This is a genomic window from Mucilaginibacter sp. Mucisp86, from assembly GCF_047324315.1.
GTDB lineage: Bacteria > Bacteroidota > Bacteroidia > Sphingobacteriales > Sphingobacteriaceae > Mucilaginibacter.
In genome coordinates, this window is record NZ_CP168503.1 from 979,114 (window position 1) to 998,872 (window position 19,759).

A 19,759-nucleotide genomic window follows, 5' to 3' on the forward strand; every position below is an offset into this window, starting at 1 on the left:
GCAAAAAAATATTGTCCTTGTAAAAAAGGACCGATCATATACAATAATGTCAACACAAAAAGAAACATACTTAAGGATCCATCCGCATGATAACGTACTGGTAGCCCTTCAGGACCTGCCGCAGGGTACCGTTATCACGTTTGATGGACAAACTTTTACACTGGTAGATAAAGTAGCGGCTAAGCACAAATTTGCTATCAATGAACTACCGGTAGATAAAGAGATTTACATGTACGGTGTACTGGTAGGTAAAGCATCTGCAACTATACCGCAGGGGGGGTTATTAACTACCGAAAACGTACACCACGCTGCCGAAGGTTTCCACCTTGGCGAGCGTAAACTAAACTGGCATCAGCCCGATACTGCCAACTTTGAAGGCAAAACCTTTATGGGCTATCACCGTGCTGATGGTTCGGTTGGAACAGGCAACTACTGGATAGTGGTACCGCTTGTTTTCTGCGAAAACCGGAACATTAACGTATTGAAAGAAGCGTTAGTTGATAAGCTTGGCTATAAAAAAGCCAAGAGCTATGAGGGCGATGTTGAGCAGCTGATGGAGCTTTACCAGGCCGGTAAATCGGTGGAGGAAATTCTGAATGCGGATATTCAGGCCACTGAAGATAAGCCAAACGCCAAGCGCTTATTTAAAAATATCGATGGGATCAAATTTCTGAGCCATAGCCTGGGCTGCGGCGGTACACGTGAAGACTCTGACGCGCTTTGCGGATTAATAGCCGGTTACGTTACCCATCCCAACGTGGCTGGTGCAACTATATTAAGTTTAGGCTGTCAGCATGCACAGGTAAGCATTTTACAAAATGAAATTGCCAAACGTGATACTAATTTCAGCAAGCCACTGGTTGTATTGGAGCAACAAAAAGTAGGTACCGAAAGCGAACTGTTGAAACAGGCTTTGAAGCAAACTTTTGCTGGTTTGGTGAAGGCCAATGAAACTACCCGTCAGCCAGCACCTTTATCAAAACTGTGTGTTGGTTTGGAGTGCGGAGGTTCGGATGGTTTTTCGGGCATTTCGGCAAACCCGGCATTGGGGTATTTATCAGATCTGCTGGTTACCATGGGCGGCTCCGTGATCCTTTCAGAATTTCCGGAGCTTTGCGGTGTGGAGCAGGAACTGAGCGACCGCTGTATTGACGTAGAAACAGCTAACCGCTTCATGCACCTCATGACCACCTACAATGCCCGTGCAGAGGCCGATGGTTCTGGCTTTTATGCCAACCCATCGCCGGGAAATATCCGTGATGGCTTGATCACCGATGCCATTAAATCGGCAGGAGCAGCAAAAAAAGGCGGCACATCACCGGTAACTGCAGTTTTGGATTATCCTGAAAAAGTAACCAAACCTGGTTTAAACCTACTATGTACTCCTGGCAGCGATGTAGAAAGCACTACTGCCGAAGTAGGTGCAGGTGCCAATATCGTATTGTTCACCACAGGTTTGGGTACGCCAACAGGTAACCCTGTTACCCCGGTTATTAAGCTATCAACTAATACGGCCATGTATCAGCGTATGCCCGATATTATCGATATTAATTGCGGTACCATCATTGAAGGTACTGAAACTATCCAACAGGCCGGCGAGCGGATCCTGGACTATGTAATAAAAGTAGCCAGCGGCGAGGCGGAACCTAAATCGGTAAAACTTGGCCAGGATGATTTTATTCCGTGGAAGAGAGGGGTGTCGTTATAACCCCACCCAAACCCTCCCCTAAAGGGAGAGGGCTTTTGATTAGCGTGAAGTATAAAGTTGTTGGTGACAACACCAACAACGGCAAGAAATTGAAGATCTTAAATATGTCATTGCGAGGAGCAAGAAAGGCTGAGCGAGGGAGCGACGCGGCAATCGCATGCTATACAGAGCGGCTATGCTTTCGTACGATTGCTTCGTGCCTCGCAATGACGAACACAAAAACTAAAAGATACTTATGTTCAAACTAACCAATAAATCAGTAATTGTAACAGGCGGCGGCAGCGGCATAGGCAAGGCTATGGCGGTATTATTTGCACAGCAAGGCGCCGAAGTTCATATCATCGAATTAAACGACCAGGCAGCAGCCGATACCGTAACCGAAATAACTGCAGCCGGCGGAAAAGCAACCGGGTATGCGTGTGATGTGAGCAATCAACAGCAGGTGGTTGATACTTTTACCAAAATAGGTAAGATAGATATCCTAATCAATAACGCAGGCATTGCGCACATCGGCAGGGCAGATAATACCAGTACCGAGGATTTTGAGCGCGTATTTAACGTCAATGTTAAAGGCGCTTACAACTGCCTTTATGCGGCTCTCCCGGTATTGAAAAATAATGGTGGTGGTGTGATCCTGAACACTGCTTCTATTGCTGCAAGCGTAGGTATTACCGACAGGTTTGCCTATTCTATGAGCAAGGGCGCTATCCACGCCATGACCTTATCTGTAGCGCGCGATTTCTTACATGATAACATCCGTTGTAACTGTATCTCGCCGGCAAGGGTTCATACACCTTTTGTGGATGGGTTTATTGCTAAAAACTATGCGGGCCGTGAGGATGAGATCTTTGAAAAACTATCAAAAAGTCAGCCGATAGGCAGGATGGGTAAACCGGAAGAGGTTGCGGCCCTGGCGCTTTACCTGTGTTCGGACGAAGCTGGTTTTATTACCGGTACCGATTACCCTATTGATGGCGGCTTTATCACCCTGAACAATTAAAACCTGATTTATATGATCAAAAAGCTATTATTAATGGGTATGCTGCTTGGCGCTGTACGCGCGGGCGCTCAAACCTACACGCCAACGGCCGATAACCTTGCCGCAAGGCAAAACTTCCAGGACATGAAGTTTGGGCTGTTTATTCACTGGGGCATTTACAGTGAGCTTGGTGCCGGCGAGTGGGTGATGAACGAAAAGCATATCCCCTATGATAGCTATAAACGCTTGGCCGACTTCTTTAACCCGCAGGCTTTCAATGCCCATGAATGGGTAATGTTCGCCAAAAAAGCGGGCATGAAGTACATTACCATTACTTCGCGCCATCATGATGGGTTCAGTATGTTCGGTACCAAGGCATCGTCATATAATATTGTTGATGCTACGCCTTACCATAAAGACCCGTTGATGGAACTGGCACAGGAATGTGTTAAAGAAGGCATCGAACTACATTTTTATTATTCATTGCTTGATTGGGGACGTAAAGATTATGCTTTTGGCAGCCCGATAGTAGACGGTAAACCTGTAAACGGCGACTGGGACAGCTACATCAATTTCATGAAAGCCCAACTTACCGAATTGATCACCAAATATCCCGGTGTAAAAGGCATCTGGTTTGATGGCCATTGGGAGCGCGATGTTAACTGGCATTATGACGAGATCTATGGTTTGATCCATAAATTGAACCCTGCCATACTGGTAGGCAACAATCACCACCTCGAGCCTAAAGAGGGCGAAGATTTCCAGATGTTTGAAAAAGACCTGCCCGGAGCCAATACCACTGGTTTCAGCGGTAAATCAAAGATCGGCACATTGCCTTTAGAAACCTGCGAAACCATTAACAATAGCTGGGGCTTTAACATTACCGACAGGAGTTTTAAATCATCCAAACGCATTATCCATTACCTGGTGAACGCAGCTGGCTTAAATGCTAACTTTTTATTAAATATCGGCCCTATGCCAAACGGTAAAATTCAGCCTGAATTTACCGATACGCTGGCTATTGTTGGCGCATGGGTGCAAAAGAACGGCGAGGCTATTTATGGTACCCGTGGCAGCGGTATCCCGGCACAACCGTGGGGCGTTATCACCCAAAAAGATAAAAACCTTTATGTGCATGTAATGACACTGCCGCAACAGCCGTATGTCTTCATTCCGCAATTAAAAGGTAAAGTAACTAAAGCCGCTTTACTGGCCGATGGCAGCACAGTAAAATTTAAACAACAAACTGAGGGAGTGTTTGTATATCTTAACGGCATTGCAACAGACCCTAATGATACTATTATTAAACTGACAACTAATTAATACAACGATAATATGAAACTTATACGATTTGGCGAGCCAGGTAAAGAGAAGCCGGGAGTTATACTGAACGATAAAAGATACGATGTATCAGCCTTTGGCGAAGATTACACCGAACAGTTTTTCGAAACCGACGGACTTAGCCGTCTTGCTGATTTTATAAAAGATAACCTGCTGCCAGAAGTTGCCGAAGGTGTACGCTTAGGAAGCCCTATCGCACGCCCTTCAAAACTGGTTTGCATCGGTTTAAACTATGCCGACCATGCTAAAGAAACCAATGCCCCCCTCCCGCCCGAGCCGGTGATTTTCATGAAATCAACTACCGCTATTGTTGGTCCGTTTGATGATATCATGATCCCTAAAAACTCGGTTAAAACCGACTGGGAAGTGGAATTGGCTGTGGTTATCGGCAAAAAAGCATCTTATGTGGAAGAAGCTGAAGCAATGGATTACGTTGCCGGTTACGTATTGCACAATGACGTAAGCGAACGTGAGTTTCAACTGGAGCGTAATGGTACCTGGGATAAGGGTAAAGGTTGCGATACCTTTGCACCGCTTGGCCCGTTTTTGGCTACGCAGGATGAAATTGCCGATCCACATAACCTGCGCCTTTGGTTAAAAGTTAACGGCGAAACTATGCAGGATGGTACCACCTCAAATTTTATATTTAACCTGCCTCACCTTATCTCCTACACCAGCCAGTTCATGACTTTGCTGCCGGGTGATGTTATCTCAACAGGTACCCCCGCAGGCGTTGGCTTGGGCATGAAGCCGCCAATTTATTTAAAAGCAGGCGACGTAGTTGAATTGGGTATTGAAGGTTTAGGCGAATCGAAACAAAACCTGGTAGCTTATGCTAAAAATTGATGCACACCAGCATTTCTGGCAATACAACCCGGTAAGGGACAGCTGGATCACTGAAGATATGCAGGTAATAGGCCGGGATTTTTATCCCGAAGACCTGTTACCTGTATTACAAAAACACCACGTTGATGGTTGCGTTGCAGTTCAGGCCGATCAGTCGGAAAAAGAAACTGAGTTTTTGTTAGATCTGGCTTCTGTTAACCCATTCATTAAAGGCGTGGTAGGCTGGATTGACCTGAAAGCTGGTGACCTGGAAGACAGGTTGCATCATTTTGAAAAGTATGAAAAGCTTAAAGGTTTCAGGCATATCTTACAGTCGGAGCCGGATGAGCAGTATATGCTCGATCCGCAATTTAAAAAAGGGATAGCTACATTGGGTGCACATGGATATACCTATGATATCCTGATCTTCCCTAACCACCTGCCGTATGCCGCGCAACTGGTGGCCGAATTTCCGGATCAAAAGTTTGTGCTTGATCATATGGCTAAGCCATACATCAAAGTAGGGAAAATTGACGGCTGGAAGCAGGATATTGAAAAGCTGGCGAGCTATCCGAATGTATATTGCAAAGTATCGGCGCTGCTTACTGAAGCCAACTGGCATAACACTCCGGCTGCTGATTTCATTCCATATATCGATATTGTGTTCAACACTTTCGGTATCAACCGGGTAATGTTCGGTTCTGATTGGCCCGTATGTTTGCTGGCCGGTGGCTATGAAAAAACTATGGAGGTGATGAACCTTTACGCCGAAAGACTGTCTGCAACGGAGCAGGAATTATTTTTTGGCGGGAATACGACAGCGTTTTATGGTTTATAAATTGATGATGCGATCCGTGGGGACACGGATCGGGGGATAAAAATGAGCTACCCGCGGCCATGTCCTCACGGCCGCTTTTTTTTAAATTACTACTTAGCGTTTATACAATCCCATCAAATCCCGCACTTTTACGACATCTCGCAACTGTACTAAAATCACTAAACGGTACTGTATATTATTTATTTCAAAACGATAGGCTCTATTATCAATATGATAGCATAGCGTTTGGTTCATTTCATTATAAATCAATTAAATATCAACATAAATGTAATAATAAGGCAACATCCAACGTCTGATACAAGTGTGGCACACATTTAGCTATATGTACACATGGCTGGTATAAAATATAGTTAAAAAGGTGAACCATTTCACTTCGGATAACGTTATATAGGTACCAATCAGACTTAAATTTTTATGTTAGACGTTATGTACACAACCCTGTTACAAGTTGTAGTCCTGCTTGCGGTTTTCATTTTGCCGATGTTCATTTTTGGCAAAAGGATCAGGAACAAAAAAGTAAAGACCGTTAATTACAAAATAGATACCGATACCTCTGAGGCCCGATATGCTATTAACGAAAATGGCTTCCTTGAAGAAATTAATACAGGCAAGCTGTCAAAGCACCGCAGTTGAGTGCAAAAGAAATTACAAAAGCAAAGCGTGCCTTTGCCCGCTTTGCTTTTGTATTGTAAACTGATCTTATTACTCCCCAATTTTAGAAGCCCTGCTCATCTGCACTTGGGCCATAGCTACCCGGAATAGGAATATCCAACAAACGTAAATAAACTCCTAACTGTGCCCTGTGGTGCACAATCTGGCAATAAGTCATCCTGATTACTTCTGCTTTCGTACGTTGATTAAGGATCTGTTCACCGTTGCGTAATGTCCATATTTTATCAAACGTACTAACGTCGGCTTTTTGCAGGTTCGAATATCCATCGGCTAATGAATCTTCAAACAGTTTCATTAAATCGGCTGTGCCGCTTACTTTTTTGGGTTCATAGGGTACGGTGGCAAAGTCAAGTCCATCGGTATGTAGGGTCAGGCTTACCCAGGTAGGTAATTCAGCAATGTGGGTTGATAGCTGTTCAATGGTCATGCTTTTAGGATGCGGTTTCCATTGGTATTTATCGTCGGGGATGCGGCTCAGCATTTTTTCGGTGGTTTGAGCCTCCTGCTCCATCTCTTCCAATAATGATTTCAAAGTGTCCATAAGTGTTGTTGTTTGTTTTATGATGTAAAGTAACGGCGGGGTAATGACAGCCCTATGTCAACAGGGACCGTTGATTGGAAAAAAATGATTTCGCTGATTTTTTTGGGGATTACACCGATTGATTTTGATTACACCGATTTCACCGATTTTTTTCTGAACCGTGATTTTTGGGATTTTAGGATTAATCGGATTCCCTTTTTTAGACGAATGATGTTATAAAACAGGGGCTTTGCCGTCAGCAGAAAAGTTTCGGGTGAAAATGGGTAAAACGATGGTGGGTGGTGCGGCTGAGGGAGCATAGCAAATATTTGCAGAAGGGAGGGGTATGAGCGAACGGAGTAGGGCAACTGTTTGCAGCCCGTGGTTTTACCCATCTTGCAGGGTAAAGGCCAGCGGTGAGCATAGAGAGCAGATTGTGCGGCAAAGAAACCTCTCTGCTGACTTGATTTATTCGTTAAGTATTCTGTTTTAATAGGTACTCATGAGCTCGTTTCACTCGTTTTTTGGTTACTTTTGTATCAAGACAAAAGTAACAGCCACCGCGGCAATTGAGCGGCGAATGTCAGTAGATTAAAACCTAAGCTCAATTAATTGGGCGTTCCCGTTAGCTAACGGGCGGGCTTTCCGCTCATACGCCAGCAGGGCTTGTCCCGATATTTATCGGGTCATTACGATCGTGGCCGGTATCCGCTGCAATCCCTAACGCTGGCTTTTGTTTAATTAAAACTATGAATTATACACCACCACAGCTCCGCACCGTTAACGTGATCCGTTACGTAACGCCGTTGCGCGAGGGCGGGTCATTACCGGCAATTGCCGAAGCTGATGACGAATTTTTATATGTACTGAAATTCCGCGGAGCCGGACAAGGCGTAAAAGCCCTTATTGCCGAGCTTATCGGCGGCGAGATTGCCCGTTTGCTTGGGTTTAAAGTGCCCGAATTAGTTTTCGCTAATCTTGATGAAGCTTTTGGCCGCTCAGAAGCTGATGAAGAGATCCAGGACCTGCTTAAATTCAGTGTTGGGCTTAACCTGGCGCTGCATTATTTGTCGGGCGCCATTACTTTCGATCCGGCGGTTACTATTGTTGATTCCAAACTGGCTTCGCAAATAGTATGGTTCGATTGCTTGCTTACCAATGTCGACCGTACCGCCCGCAATACCAATATGCTGATATGGCATAAAGAACTATGGATGATTGATAACGGCGCTGCACTGTATTTCCATCACTCATGGAACAACTGGCAGGAAATGGCTGCCCGTCCGTTTTTACAAGTGAAAGATCATGTGCTGTTGCCACGGGCTAACCAACTGGATATTGTTGACGCCGAATTTAAGGCGATACTAACACCCGAAAAGATCCGTGATATTGTAGCGTTGATTCCCGATGAGTGGATCACCTACAGAGATTTTGAAGAAACGCCTGATGAGGTGCGAAATATATATGCCGAGTTTTTGATAACCCGATTAGCCGCCTCAGATGTATTTGTTACAGCCGCAAAACAAGCCCTATATGCAGGTATTTGAGTACGCCGTTATCCGCGTTGTACCAAGGGTGGAGCGCGAAGAGTTTATCAACATCGGGGTTATCCTGTTTTGCCCTAAACAAAAGTTTCTAAAAGTACTGTTCAAACCTGACGATGAACGGCTGGCCGCTTTCTGCGGTGATCTGGACCTGGACTGCCTGAAGGAAAATATCAATTCGCTTGAGCGCATTTGTAATGGCGAAAAGGATGCAGGGCCAATCGCGCAGCTTGATCAGCCATCACGTTTTCGCTGGCTTACGGCTACGCGCAGTACAGTGGTACAGGCATCTAAGGTACACCCGGGTATGACTGCCGATGCAGAGGCTACGCTGAACAGATTGTTTGAGCAGATGGTGTTGTGATATGCATATTGCCCGTGAGGACACGGGCAAGGGGGAAAAAGCAAAAAACTCGCGCTCGTTTTTAACGAGTGCGTAGCTGGGTTTGCGGTTGTAACGCAACGGGCGATACAATCGCCAAACCATATTAAGCGCTCGTTGCAAACGAGCGCAAGATAACAAAGTAGTGGTAAAAATATGTCATTGCGAGCGATAGCGTGGCAATCTCGTAGCCAATTCATGTTCGCCCTGTATAGCTACGAGATTACCACGTCGCTCCAGCGCTTTTGCCATTTCCGCTCCTCGCAATGACATAATTTATTTGGCTTGTGGTTGGTGTTTTTACCGCCGGCATCTAACAACCCCTACATTACCTCTCATTACATCGTTTTGTTAACACCATAAAACCAAATCGCTTAGTTTTATGATCACAATTATAAACACACGATTATTATGATCAACCGGACTATGATTAACAGGATGATGCTGTTTGCAGCTCTCATTGTTATGGCTGTTTTTACTGCGGTAAATGTAAACGCCCAAAGCAAAAAGAATTTCAAGGTAATAGCCTTTTACACCGGCCGGAATGATCTTGCGCATATTAGTTTTATGCACGAGGCCAACCGCTGGTTTCCGGCTATGGCTAAAAAGTACAACTTTACTTATGATAGCACCAATAACTGGGCAAACATGAACCCTGAGTTTTTGGCCAGATACCAGGTAGTGATATTTTTAGATACCCGAGCCGATAACCCTGAGCAACGTGCGGCATTTGAACAATACATGAAAAAAGGTGGTGCCTGGATGGGGTTCCACTTTTCGGCCTTTGCACTTACCCCATCCGATTTTCCTCAAAACTGGGACTGGTACCATAACGAGTTTTTGGGTTCTGGCCAATATGTAAGCAATACCTGGCATCCAACACCTGCTATTTTACATGTGGAAGATCCCAATCACCCTGTAACTAAAGGTCTACCGGTAACCTTTAAAACAAACCCTAATGAATGGTACCGCTGGGAGCATGACCTTCGCAAAAATCCCAATATTGATATCCTGCTGGCGGTTGATTCAACAAGTTTTCCGTTGGGCACCGGCCCAAAACAATACGAGATCTGGCATAGCGGCTACTACCCCGTAGCCTGGACAAACAAAAACTACCGTATGGTATACTTTAACATCGGCCATAATGCTATGGACTATGATGGCGGTACTAATAAGGAGCTTTCCCAAACCTTTGAAAATGCCGATGTGGATAAGCTAATCGTCAATTCGTTGCTGTGGCTGGGGAGAGGAAAGTAGTGTCGCGCCCCTAATACCGGGATTAAATTATAGGCATATCTTTGTTCCTCAATCAAACCCTAAATACTCCTTCTGGTGCACCTCAACAGAGCCGGAGATATTATCATGATTGAGGAATATAACGATATGAAAAAAGTCGTTATCGAAAAGATAGATATCATTTTTGGCATCGGAGCCATGAAGCTTCATAATGAGCCCCATGTGCTTTGCCTGGCCTATTAAATTAATGATATGCTGCGATGTCGACGTGGCGTAAGTAACGGTACGCAATATTGTCCCGCTGCTGAGCTTGCTGCCAACGCCTATTACAATGGTTTCTTCCTTATTGTCGGGCCCTACCTTGTTTAGGTGCTCAATGCTGTTGCCGTCAATATCCTGGAGATACTGACGCTTGAATTTTTTACCAAGGGTAAGATAGTTATGAGCTTCGGCGTTTGAAAGATTGGAGATATTTGCCAGATCATTAATAGTTATGCTTTGGGCAAACACGGCTGCACTGCAAAACAACAATAAGGCAATTAATAGGGCTCTCTTCATTTTTTAACTTACCAAATATACTTTTTTACTGTTTAAAATAATCGCCGGGATGATAAGTGTGCTGTGCATGCTTTAAAACATCTTTTTTATAAAACAGCACATCTTTAAATTTACCATCAATAATACCCTGTTCCTGGTCTGTAAAATTTTTTGATGCAGGGTCAAAAGAACTGCCACCATTCACAATGCTTTTAGCTTTTATCCGTGTACCAAATTCCACAACAGCGATAAAACTATTACCCGAATATCCATAGCGCTTAGTAGTGTTCATCGTGCGACTTTGGAACGATGGCAGTTGCCCAAAGCCAGAACCGGTTAATCCAACAGGGATACTCGGTTTATTATCATCAAAGGTAATGCCATCATCAGGGCGTTGATAGCGGTTCATATCCCCCCACTCTACTTTCCAGGTGCCAAAACGGGTTTGCAAATTTTTAAGCACATCGTTTAACCATGTCAATTGCTGCTCCGCGCTTACGGTTTTAACCAGTGTTTGAAAGCGACGGGTAATAAAGGTACTCTCCTGGTCGGTTTGGGGTGGCGGCAGGGCTTTCATCATCAATGTACCCCATTCAATAGCAAGCGAACTCGCTACTGAATGAATTGCTGTATTCCTGTCCCATTGCTGCAGCATCTTTATTGGTTCGTCCAGTGTTTGTTTAACCGAATCGGGCGCAGCGTCATAGGCTTTAAAAAGAGAAGGCAGCAGGTCGTCGAAAGCAGCGAGATAATGATCATAACCTTTGGCTACGAGGCCGTCAAGCGTAAGGTTCCTTGCATCTTTCAGGATCCTGATTGCTGTTATTGCCCGGTAATTTTCGCCATCGGGCGCCATGTAAACGGGATACTTGTTCCTATCCGGACTTGATACGCCCGAAGCGGTGTAGGGGGTTGAATTACAGTTCTGGATCCAACCCGTAGCTGGATTAATATTAGTGATGATCTCGCTGAGTTTATGTACACCCTGCCATTCGGTAGCTGATGTGCTGCCATCGACAGGCAGGCTCCAGTCATACTTCGGATCACGTTTAGGAATGTAGTTTCCGTACCAAAAAATGGTATTCCCCTTATCATCGGCATAAACCGTGCTGTTGGTAGCATTTGATACCAGGCTCATGGCCTTTTTATATTCGGCCAGGTTATTGGCCTTGGTTATTAGCCATGACTCAACTAGTGCATTGTACGAGCGATTATTGGCCTTAAGCGCAAGCCACTTACCGTTCCTTGCACCAAGTACCGGACCATGATGCGTATAATAACCTATTATGGTACGCAGTTCTGTTTCATCGCCCTTCTTTATTTTGAAGGATAGTTTGCGGGATGTAACCGGCCGTAGTTTACCATCGTATTCGTAATACCATTTACCATCCTTTTTACTTACCTTTTCGGCGTACAAATCGGCTACATCTGCATAGGCACTGGTATGCATCCAGCCACAATGCTGATTAAAGCCCTGGTAAATAAAAAACTGGCCCCAGGTAACGGCACCATATGCGTTAAGCCCTTCATCGCTTACCAGCTCAACCTCACTGCGAAAATAGAACGGCACATGCGGATTAATGTATAATAAAGCATGGCCCGAGGCCGACCTTGACGGCGATATAGCAAACCCATTTGAACCGGTTTCGCGCTCATTTACCATATCATAGATATTTTTTGCAGGTTGGCCGGTTACCGCGCCAAGCTTTTCGGGGCCGGCACTGTAAAAGTCTTTTGTTTCGCTTAATTTGAGGCTTCCGGTTTCAGTGGCGGCAACACTACCATCGGTAAACATCAACGCATACCAGGGTTCAAAATGTTTAAATACCTGTGGCTTTACTTCGGGATGTTTGTACAGGTAGTAGTTAACACCATCGGCAAAGGCATCCAACAGTTTCCTGAACCAGGGTGCACTTGTGTGATAATCTTTAATAGCATCGGTACTGTCGGCAATCAGCTGCAGCTGCACATCGGTATATAAATTGGTTTCGCCATCAACCTCGGCCTGTTTACCTAACTGGTAAAGATAATTGCGTTCGATCCCCTTAAAGTTATCCTCGCATTGGGCATACATCAGCCCAAAAACAACCGAAGCATCTGTTTTTCCATAAATGTGAGGAACTCCCCAATTGTCACGAATAATAGTTACCGCTTTTGCCAATGTTTGCGCCCGTTTTATTTCCTTTTGATTAATTTTTTGAGCAAAAACCAAAGCAGGAAGAAACATTAAAGCGATGCCTAAATTAACTTTCATGGTAACAGTAATTTTACTAAACAAATTATCCATATAAATGTGAAGAAAACGATGCTTTTTAAAGATTTTGAGGTAAATTTGGAGATTAATTCATAATAATTACATCGTACTGCCGTTTTTATTCAACTATTCACAATCGGTTTTTTGGAGGTAATTATTTCTATACTGCCAAAGCGGCATAGCGAATTGTTAATGACTTTTCTGTACCGGATTTCATTCCGGTATCCGAATATAAAGAGCTTGGGTATGCATTTAATATGATATCTGAGATTTAGTTGATTCAATATCATTTGAGACGTGATATTGTGTGCGTTCCGGGGTGAGATACGGAACGCATTTTTTGTTTATGAAGGAGATCATAGTTCATAGTTAATGGTTCATGGCAATTAGTGGTAATCACTAACGAGATTCAAATTCGGCCATGATCTATGAACCATCAACTATGAACTACTAATGAACCCACTGGTTTCGGTACCACGCCATAGCCAGTAACACCATGCGGTTATAAGTTTCCAGGCCCTGGGGTTGATTATTGGCTTTCAGGAAATTATCGTAAAAGATGCTGCTTACGGCGCCCAGCTTGTTTTCGTAAGCCAGCCAGTAATTTCGCTCGGTGATATAATCGCTGCGCACTTCTTTGCTGATCATTGCTTTAAGCTCTTTATGGGCAAGAGTATCTCGTGCCCCCAGCGAATACATGAATTCCTGCACGGCAAGGTGGTAGGCCGAATAACGCAATAACCTGTCGTGCGATTTTACGGCGATGACAAAACCGGCAAAGTCAGCTTCATCCTCTGCCCCATACCCCATTTGGTGCGACATTTCATGACAAACCACAAAAGGCCGGTTAAAAACGGGCATCTGGTAATTTACCTGGGCTTCAGAAGTAAAAGGATTATAATAACCCGATGTGCCGATGTAATTTAATAAGGGTGTAAGTATAGATGGTTTAATATCGGGGTTATATGCCCTGAAATTGGCAGAATCTTTACTGAGCGTGTAAATAGCGTGGCGGGCTGTATTATAAATATGGGTGTTACTCTGCGCCCAATCTCCCGGCGTAAGGCGTGCACGGGTAGCATTGGCGCTGTCAATCAGCATGCAGGTTACGGCTTTAAGATCAGCGGTGGTAAAAGCTGTATCCCTGAGTCCAAACCGCTCGGAGGCCGGCAGCCTGAAATAGTTCATCCCCCATAAAAGATAAAAAGCCAATATGCCTGCCTGTACCCCGATAATCAGTCCTAAAAAAAACCGGCCGGCCTTTTGAAATTGCTTTTTAAACAGCAGGGTTACTAACCTGATTACTGCGTAAATCAAATAAACAACTACGGCTACATACAAAACATCGCCAACACTAAATGGAAATACGTTTAAAACTGAATGAAAAACCCGGCAAACAATAATGTAAAAGCCATTGGCATAGTAACGTTCAACAGCGGCGGGATGATTAGCAAATAGCATCAGCAAAAAAATGGCCAATGCCATCAATATTATAGCTATGATCCTTTTTAATACAGGTTTTTTATTGGTTTGATAGCCCATTGTGCAGGGTAAATATAGCGCTTTGGGGGCATGTAAAAAAGATAACTGCGGTATGCGATAAAAACCGGGGTAACAGAAAAGGCCCCGGACAAGGGGCCTTCAAAATTGTGAAAAATAAGGCTGCTGAATATCATTTACTTTACAGAAACAGGCACTACGATCTTATCCCAGAACATGCAAAAGCTTTTTGCATCAACTGTATAAACTAATCTTTCGTGCATTGGCGCTGCTTTGGTTTTAACATCTACACGCAGGGCGTCTTTTGACTCGTCGTATTTAAACGCACCCCACTGCTTAGCTACTTTGTTAAAAATTACTGTCCAGGTGCCGTTTTCATTTGGGATCAGGAAAAATCCATAAGTACCCGCTGCCAATGCTTTGCCTTCAACTTTAATATCTTTTGTTGTTGTAAAAGTAGTGGCTTCATTAGCACCTGCACGCCATACTTTACCGTAAGCTTCAAGTCCGCCCCAAATTTTACGGCCTTTAACCGATGGGCTGCCATAATTAATAGTAATAGTTGAACCTGCAGCTTTGCCGCTAACGCTATCGCGCGGGCTTGCTGGTTTGTCTTGCGCAAAAGTTGCTACCGATACCAATAACGCAAAAGCAAACAGGAACGCTGCCTTAAGCTGAAATGATTTTTTCATAAGATTTCTCATAATTTATTTAATATAAAGATAGATTGAATTTCGATTTAAAAACAACTATTCGTTTAAATACCTCCAACAGGTGATTTTAACACATAAAACATTGAAAATAACCAACTGAGGATTAAACCATTTGAATTTTATATTGTTTAATTAATTGAAGGACCATATTGCAGTTAGGAATAGACCGGAGGGATTCATAGCCCAAAGGTTAAACAATTGTTGTGGTTTTTTTACCCTGCCTACCATGGCAGGGTTTTTTATGTGCCGGCATCACTGCACTTTGTAAGTAAACACCGCGCGGCCAATATTACCTGCTTCATCAATCCATCATCATACAGCAAGTTTTTGAAAGTAAATTGCCATCATGGTCAAAGAAATTAACCTCTCCGTTATTCAACATCCATCTGGTGTATGCCCTTATATGATAAGTCCCCCCGGGTAATATGTTTGAAAGACTAAAATCGCCGGTTGCCAAACCGTTAACCAATTGCAGCGAGATGGATTTCAAGAGAGAATCGGCTGGGCTGACGAGGTCAACGTGTAGCATGCCGCTTAGTTTTGATAGTTCATGTTGTTCGCCCAGGGTAATGTATGCATTAAAATAAAGGGTATCACCTGCGTTATAATAGGACCTGTCAAAATGCAGGAAAGCTTTTCAATCGCTTTGCCGACCGATAGCGTTTGCAGGCGCGACACAACAGTATCTAATGGAATAACTGGCTGATTATTTTGTGAAAAAACAGGCGCAGAACAGCACAATACCGCCAACAGCGGTAATACTATTTTTTTCATAACAGGAAATGATAACAGGTTAAAACTGGTTATATAAAGGCAATTAATTATAAGTATTTATTTACAAATAAAACACTCATTTAAAATCAGTTATATAAAACACCAGTAACCAGGGCAGCTATTGCGTCAGCTCCGCATCCTGCTTCATTTCTTCCCAATAAAGTGTTTCAAGGTATATGCCGTTTTGAATAGCTACACGTGTACGTATTTTTTCTAATTCGGCCTTCACTTCTTCACTGCTGAGCCCACGGCCCAGCGAATGGTAATAAATGGCGTAACCAGTTTTACTGTTTATGCATTTATAATGCTTTTCCCCGGCTTTCATAATCGGATTAACTAATATAAATACAATACTGCAGATGGCAGGATTGTTTTAATTAAACTTAAATGTTACACAATTTTCTTAATTCAACCAGTGGGTTTCTTTTCACTTTAAATCAACCACTTACACCCTTATCAATTTAGTTTTATTACATTGGCTTAACCATTCTTAACATTAACTTAACAATTAGCATCATATTAATGGTTACTTTTATCCGCTGAATAATTTATAGTGACATATTTTAAAATCCGCTTAATATAACTACTGTAAATTCACGACTGATAAAACAGATCAATGAAGAGCACTAACTCAAAATCGATATTTCCAAACTCAAACCAGGTTTTTTACGATTTGTTCAACTCGGCTGTAGCCAATGTTACCGAAATGGCCAGGTTGCTGAACGAAGCCGTTAACGCCCCAACCTCATATGAGCAAAAGTTTAATTTCGCCCATATTGATAAACTGAAATTTAAAAGCTACGAGATCACACACAGGGTATTTTCAGAATCGGGCAGGATGCTGATATCACCGTTTAACCGTAAGGATATGTGCGACCTGGCTTCGGCAATTGATGACGTAGCCGACAGAATCACCATGGCCGCCCGCAGGATAAACCTTTACAACGTGCCCGCCATTACGCAGCCTATGATTGATTTATCGGCACTGATCCTTAAAACCAGTACCGAGCTTGAGAAGGCAGTTAATGCGATGAACAATCTTAGCAAATCATCCGAAATTTTTGAGCTTTGCAGCAACATCAAAAAACTGGAAGCCCAGGCCGATTCGGTTCACAATAAAGCCTTTGCCGATTTGCTTAATAACGAAAAAGATCCTATTGAATTAATTAAATACACCGATGTTTTTGCGGCCCTGGAAACCGCTACCGACAGCTGTGAAGATACAACCCTGATTATTGAAAGTATTTTGATCAAGAACGGGTAACCTCACCTAAATCCTCTCCAAAGGAGAGGACTTTTATTAACAAAAAAAGCGATGATAACTCATCGCTTTTTTGTTAATGCCGTTTATTATAAAGCCCTCTCCTTTGGAGAGGGTGGGCTGAGGTTACTTTCCTTTTTCAGATTGCGGGCCGTTATCGCCGCCATTATCCTGCTCGTTATTTTTATCCTTTTCCCTGTCTTTCTTAAACTCAAGCTTTCCAAACTTATAGCTCAGGCTTATACCGAACGATTGTACCGGCACCAGCCTCACGTTAGTTTGGTAAAAATTGCTGCCAAATGTTGATGAACTTTGGCTAACATACTTTGCGAAAGGGTTGGTAGCCGTAAGACCAATGCTTGCCTTTTTATTCATGAACATTTTGCGCATGGCAAAGTTGTAAAACACAAACTTGGGGTTGGTACCCTGAATACCTTTTTGTGATGAATTATAGTTACCAAAAAACTCGGCACTTAAATCATGGCCAAAATTGTATTGCGCGTTGAGGTTAAGGCGGTAAGCAAAAGCGCTTACATTGGCAAAGCCCGGATTTGTACTCCTTCTATCACTAAATATCATGTTGGTACGCAGGCTCAGCTTGTCGGTTACCGGCACCGATGCATAAATGTTGATGCCTATCCGCTCTTCCGAACCTATATTATAACGCTGGTTCAATGATACATCGGTATAGGTAGTGCCGTTTACATCGTATGTAGAATAAAAAGTGGTGAACTGCTGAATATCATCGGTATTACGGCGATAGAATGCCGCAACATTGATATTGGCGCCCTTGTCAAATGATTTGTTATAACCTAACTCAAAATTATCCCCTTTTTCGGGCTTCAGGTTGGGGTTACCAGTGCTGATGTTATGCGGGTCGCTGATGTTAAGGAACGGGTTCAGGTCACCGTAATCAGGGCGCTGGATGCGGCGGGTGTAGCTTAATTTAAGTGATTCGCCGCCGTTCCCAAACTTATGAGAGAAAACCAATGATGGCGCAAGGATATTATAAGACGGGATATTTACCCCCTGAAAGTCGGCTGTAGTGGTGGTATATTCATCTCTTAAACCGGCTTTCACATCCAAAAATTTATTAAATACCGATGTTGATGCAGACAGGTAATAGGCATACACTTTACGGTCGTAAGTAAAACCATAGGTCTGGCCCGGGTTGGGCACAAAGGTATTACCTCCAAAAAGGGTATCTGTTACTACATTATTGTTGATATGGTTGAATACAAGCTTGCCACCGGTTTCAAGTGTAAAGTTTTTGCTTACAGGCTGGGTATAATCAACAGAGATATCAGTTTCTCTATCCTTACCGGGATTATTGTTAGAGATGCCTGATGAAGTTATGCCCGAGTCATAATCCTGACGTTGGAATGAGCTGAACGAGTTGCGGCCAAAACTTGATGAGTATAATACATCAAGCTCCTGCCCTTCCTTAGCGAAATTCTTTTTATAATTCAGGCTCACATCGGTTGAAGTACCATTGAATTTGCTGCTTGAGTTGCGGATACTTCTGATATCAGATACCGGGTTACCTGCTGCGTCAACCTCGTTTTGATCCTGATTGGTAATACCGTTGCCATGGTTGCCGAAGTGGTTAAAACCCACACCGGCGGTCAGCTGATCTTTAGGAGTAATATCCCACGAAAAATTGATCCCCGATTCGTAACCATTACGTTTAAAATTATTACTTCCCTGCTGGAACAAGGTAGTTTTATTATTGGCCGAATCAGTAGACACACGGTTACGGGTATTGGGGGCGTTAGTGTTGATCTGGGCGTTACCGCTGAAAAAAGCGTTCACACCAAAATTGCCTTTACGGGCATTCAAGTTAAATGAACCGTTTTCGCGGCGGGTACCTGCCGATAGGTTAACACTGCCATTAACACCCTGCACCTTGCTATCTTTTAAAATAATGTTCACAATACCACCCGTACCTGCAGCATCATACTTTGCGCCGGGACTGGTGATCACTTCAATACTTTTGATCTGGCTGGCCGGGATACTGGCCAAAGCATCGGCAAGGCTGGCGCCGAAAATGCTTGAGGGTTTGCCATTGATCAGGAAACGAATATTAGCATTGCCCTGCAGCTCCACATTGCCGTCAATATCAACGGTGATCTGTGGTACTTTCTTTAACACATCAATAGCCACTCCACCCTGCGCACTTAAATCATTTTGAGGGTTGTAAACCATTTTATCAATCCGGTTTTCAACGGTAGGCACTTTGGCGGTTATGGTTACCCCTTTTAGTTCATTGGCAACCGGAGCCAGTTTGATTTCGCCCAATGATATTGTGCCGTCCTTAACTATCACATGTTCGATAGTGGCCTTTTGGTAGCCTAAAAATTCGGCGGTTATTTTATATTCCCCTGCAGGGATATTGTTAATAGAAAAATTTCCTTTAGGGTCGGTGCTGATACCATTAAACGGCGATGTAGCACCTTGTTTAAATACAGATACTGTGGCGTAATCAACCGGTTGCTTTGTGGTGGCATCGGTAACTTTACCTGTAATTTTCCCCTTTGCTCCCGGGGTTGTTTGGGCGTGTAAGGCGGTTATAAAAACAAAAGAAAATAATATCAAAAAAACAGACTTCATTATATATTGCGGGTATTTGAACCACAAATTTTATAAGAAAGATTGGATTAAATCTGAATTAAATG

The 19,759-nt window shown here is 43.5% G+C and carries 19 protein-coding genes; 10 read left to right on the forward strand and 9 right to left on the reverse strand.

Annotated elements, in window-relative coordinates:
- The first annotated feature begins 46 nt into the window (after window positions 1-46).
- From ACEN9X_RS03895 to ACEN9X_RS03920, 6 genes are all read left to right on the forward strand, one after another.
- Window positions 47-1,708: a UxaA family hydrolase gene (locus ACEN9X_RS03895; protein ID WP_413669170.1), complete on the forward strand. Its 1,662-nt coding sequence runs from the start codon at window positions 47-49 to the stop codon at window positions 1,706-1,708.
- 235 nt (window positions 1,709-1,943) lie between these two features.
- Window positions 1,944-2,708: an SDR family NAD(P)-dependent oxidoreductase gene (locus ACEN9X_RS03900; RefSeq protein ID WP_413669171.1), complete on the forward strand. Its 765-nt coding sequence runs from the start codon at window positions 1,944-1,946 to the stop codon at window positions 2,706-2,708.
- Window positions 2,709-2,720: 12 nt separating this feature from the next.
- On the forward strand, window positions 2,721-4,010 hold the full coding sequence (locus tag ACEN9X_RS03905) for an alpha-L-fucosidase (RefSeq protein ID WP_413669172.1): 1,290 nt from the start codon (window positions 2,721-2,723) through the stop codon (window positions 4,008-4,010).
- A 12-nt stretch (window positions 4,011-4,022) separates the two neighbouring features.
- A complete protein-coding gene (locus ACEN9X_RS03910; protein WP_413669173.1) occupies window positions 4,023-4,874 on the forward strand; it encodes a fumarylacetoacetate hydrolase family protein in 852 nt (283 codons plus the stop codon).
- Complete coding sequence (locus ACEN9X_RS03915) at window positions 4,861-5,691, forward strand: amidohydrolase family protein (RefSeq protein ID WP_413669174.1); 831 nt, start codon at window positions 4,861-4,863, stop codon at window positions 5,689-5,691. Before ACEN9X_RS03910 ends, ACEN9X_RS03915 begins: the two co-directional genes overlap by 14 nt.
- A gap of 426 nt (window positions 5,692-6,117) precedes the next feature.
- Window positions 6,118-6,324: a hypothetical protein gene (locus ACEN9X_RS03920; RefSeq protein WP_090528232.1), complete on the forward strand. Its 207-nt coding sequence runs from the start codon at window positions 6,118-6,120 to the stop codon at window positions 6,322-6,324.
- 82 nt (window positions 6,325-6,406) lie between these two features.
- Here the strand turns inward: ACEN9X_RS03920 and ACEN9X_RS03925 are convergent, their stop codons facing one another.
- On the reverse strand, window positions 6,407-6,904 hold the full coding sequence (locus ACEN9X_RS03925; RefSeq protein WP_413669175.1) for a DinB family protein: 498 nt from the start codon (window positions 6,902-6,904) through the stop codon (window positions 6,407-6,409).
- 728 nt (window positions 6,905-7,632) lie between these two features.
- Here ACEN9X_RS03925 and ACEN9X_RS03930 point away from each other — a divergent pair.
- The 3 genes from ACEN9X_RS03930 (at window position 7,633) to ACEN9X_RS03940 (ending at window position 10,066) form a co-directional block, all read left to right on the forward strand.
- A complete protein-coding gene (locus ACEN9X_RS03930; RefSeq protein WP_413669176.1) occupies window positions 7,633-8,430 on the forward strand; it encodes a HipA family kinase in 798 nt (265 codons plus the stop codon).
- Window positions 8,417-8,791 (forward strand): DUF3037 domain-containing protein, encoded by a 375-nt coding sequence (locus ACEN9X_RS03935; protein ID WP_114936820.1) that lies wholly within the window; start codon window positions 8,417-8,419, stop codon window positions 8,789-8,791. Before ACEN9X_RS03930 ends, ACEN9X_RS03935 begins: the two co-directional genes overlap by 14 nt.
- A gap of 429 nt (window positions 8,792-9,220) precedes the next feature.
- Window positions 9,221-10,066 (forward strand): ThuA domain-containing protein, encoded by an 846-nt coding sequence (locus ACEN9X_RS03940; RefSeq protein WP_413669177.1) that lies wholly within the window; start codon window positions 9,221-9,223, stop codon window positions 10,064-10,066.
- A 48-nt stretch (window positions 10,067-10,114) separates the two neighbouring features.
- Here the strand turns inward: ACEN9X_RS03940 and ACEN9X_RS03945 are convergent, their stop codons facing one another.
- The 7 genes from ACEN9X_RS03945 to ACEN9X_RS03975 form a co-directional block, all read right to left on the reverse strand.
- Window positions 10,115-10,603: a hypothetical protein gene (locus ACEN9X_RS03945; RefSeq protein WP_413669178.1), complete on the reverse strand. Its 489-nt coding sequence runs from the start codon at window positions 10,601-10,603 to the stop codon at window positions 10,115-10,117.
- A 25-nt stretch (window positions 10,604-10,628) separates the two neighbouring features.
- Window positions 10,629-12,836, reverse strand: coding sequence for a penicillin acylase family protein (locus ACEN9X_RS03950; RefSeq protein ID WP_413669179.1), 2,208 nt, complete (start codon window positions 12,834-12,836; stop codon window positions 10,629-10,631).
- Between the two features lie 450 nt (window positions 12,837-13,286).
- The gene (locus ACEN9X_RS03955; protein ID WP_413669180.1) at window positions 13,287-14,378 is read right to left on the reverse strand and encodes a DUF3810 domain-containing protein; all 1,092 of its coding nucleotides are present in this window, start codon (window positions 14,376-14,378) and stop codon (window positions 13,287-13,289) included.
- Between the two features lie 134 nt (window positions 14,379-14,512).
- A complete protein-coding gene (locus ACEN9X_RS03960) occupies window positions 14,513-15,028 on the reverse strand; it encodes a DUF2911 domain-containing protein (protein WP_091217799.1) in 516 nt (171 codons plus the stop codon).
- Between the two features lie 322 nt (window positions 15,029-15,350).
- Window positions 15,351-15,578 (reverse strand): hypothetical protein, encoded by a 228-nt coding sequence (locus tag ACEN9X_RS03965; protein ID WP_413669181.1) that lies wholly within the window; start codon window positions 15,576-15,578, stop codon window positions 15,351-15,353.
- Between the two features lie 5 nt (window positions 15,579-15,583).
- Entirely contained in the window at window positions 15,584-15,823 is a 240-nt protein-coding gene (locus ACEN9X_RS03970; RefSeq protein ID WP_413669182.1) for a hypothetical protein, read from the reverse strand.
- A gap of 118 nt (window positions 15,824-15,941) precedes the next feature.
- A complete protein-coding gene (locus tag ACEN9X_RS03975) occupies window positions 15,942-16,148 on the reverse strand; it encodes a hypothetical protein (RefSeq protein WP_413669183.1) in 207 nt (68 codons plus the stop codon).
- Window positions 16,149-16,439: 291 nt separating this feature from the next.
- On the opposite strand from ACEN9X_RS03975, the gene ACEN9X_RS03980 reads away from it, so the two are divergent.
- A complete protein-coding gene (locus tag ACEN9X_RS03980; RefSeq protein WP_413669184.1) occupies window positions 16,440-17,087 on the forward strand; it encodes a DUF47 domain-containing protein in 648 nt (215 codons plus the stop codon).
- A 123-nt stretch (window positions 17,088-17,210) separates the two neighbouring features.
- Here the strand turns inward: ACEN9X_RS03980 and ACEN9X_RS03985 are convergent, their stop codons facing one another.
- Window positions 17,211-19,694, reverse strand: a complete 2,484-nt coding sequence (locus ACEN9X_RS03985) for a TonB-dependent receptor domain-containing protein (RefSeq protein ID WP_413669185.1) — start codon at window positions 19,692-19,694, stop codon at window positions 17,211-17,213.
- Window positions 19,695-19,759: the final 65 nt, after the last annotated feature.

Excerpts from the sequence above, each read along its gene's own strand:
- ACEN9X_RS03930 (WP_413669176.1), top strand. The coding sequence starts at position 7,633 with ATGAATTATACACCACCACAGCTCCGCACCGTTAACGTGATCCGTTAC.
- ACEN9X_RS03895 (WP_413669170.1), top strand. The coding sequence starts at position 47 with ATGTCAACACAAAAAGAAACATACTTAAGGATCCATCCGCATGATAAC.
- ACEN9X_RS03925 (WP_413669175.1), bottom strand. The coding sequence starts at position 6,904 with ATGGACACTTTGAAATCATTATTGGAAGAGATGGAGCAGGAGGCTCAA.
- ACEN9X_RS03980 (WP_413669184.1), top strand. The coding sequence starts at position 16,440 with ATGAAGAGCACTAACTCAAAATCGATATTTCCAAACTCAAACCAGGTT.
- ACEN9X_RS03920 (WP_090528232.1), top strand. The coding sequence starts at position 6,118 with ATGTACACAACCCTGTTACAAGTTGTAGTCCTGCTTGCGGTTTTCATT.
- ACEN9X_RS03915 (WP_413669174.1), top strand. The coding sequence starts at position 4,861 with ATGCTAAAAATTGATGCACACCAGCATTTCTGGCAATACAACCCGGTA.
- ACEN9X_RS03900 (WP_413669171.1), top strand. The coding sequence starts at position 1,944 with ATGTTCAAACTAACCAATAAATCAGTAATTGTAACAGGCGGCGGCAGC.
- ACEN9X_RS03910 (WP_413669173.1), top strand. The coding sequence starts at position 4,023 with ATGAAACTTATACGATTTGGCGAGCCAGGTAAAGAGAAGCCGGGAGTT.
- ACEN9X_RS03975 (WP_413669183.1), bottom strand. The coding sequence starts at position 16,148 with ATGAAAGCCGGGGAAAAGCATTATAAATGCATAAACAGTAAAACTGGT.
- ACEN9X_RS03985 (WP_413669185.1), bottom strand. The coding sequence starts at position 19,694 with ATGAAGTCTGTTTTTTTGATATTATTTTCTTTTGTTTTTATAACCGCC.
- ACEN9X_RS03970 (WP_413669182.1), bottom strand. The coding sequence starts at position 15,823 with ATGAAAAAAATAGTATTACCGCTGTTGGCGGTATTGTGCTGTTCTGCG.
- ACEN9X_RS03940 (WP_413669177.1), top strand. The coding sequence starts at position 9,221 with ATGATCAACCGGACTATGATTAACAGGATGATGCTGTTTGCAGCTCTC.
- ACEN9X_RS03935 (WP_114936820.1), top strand. The coding sequence starts at position 8,417 with ATGCAGGTATTTGAGTACGCCGTTATCCGCGTTGTACCAAGGGTGGAG.
- ACEN9X_RS03955 (WP_413669180.1), bottom strand. The coding sequence starts at position 14,378 with ATGGGCTATCAAACCAATAAAAAACCTGTATTAAAAAGGATCATAGCT.
- ACEN9X_RS03945 (WP_413669178.1), bottom strand. The coding sequence starts at position 10,603 with ATGAAGAGAGCCCTATTAATTGCCTTATTGTTGTTTTGCAGTGCAGCC.
- ACEN9X_RS03905 (WP_413669172.1), top strand. The coding sequence starts at position 2,721 with ATGATCAAAAAGCTATTATTAATGGGTATGCTGCTTGGCGCTGTACGC.
- ACEN9X_RS03965 (WP_413669181.1), bottom strand. The coding sequence starts at position 15,578 with ATGCTACACGTTGACCTCGTCAGCCCAGCCGATTCTCTCTTGAAATCC.
- ACEN9X_RS03950 (WP_413669179.1), bottom strand. The coding sequence starts at position 12,836 with ATGAAAGTTAATTTAGGCATCGCTTTAATGTTTCTTCCTGCTTTGGTT.
- ACEN9X_RS03960 (WP_091217799.1), bottom strand. The coding sequence starts at position 15,028 with ATGAAAAAATCATTTCAGCTTAAGGCAGCGTTCCTGTTTGCTTTTGCG.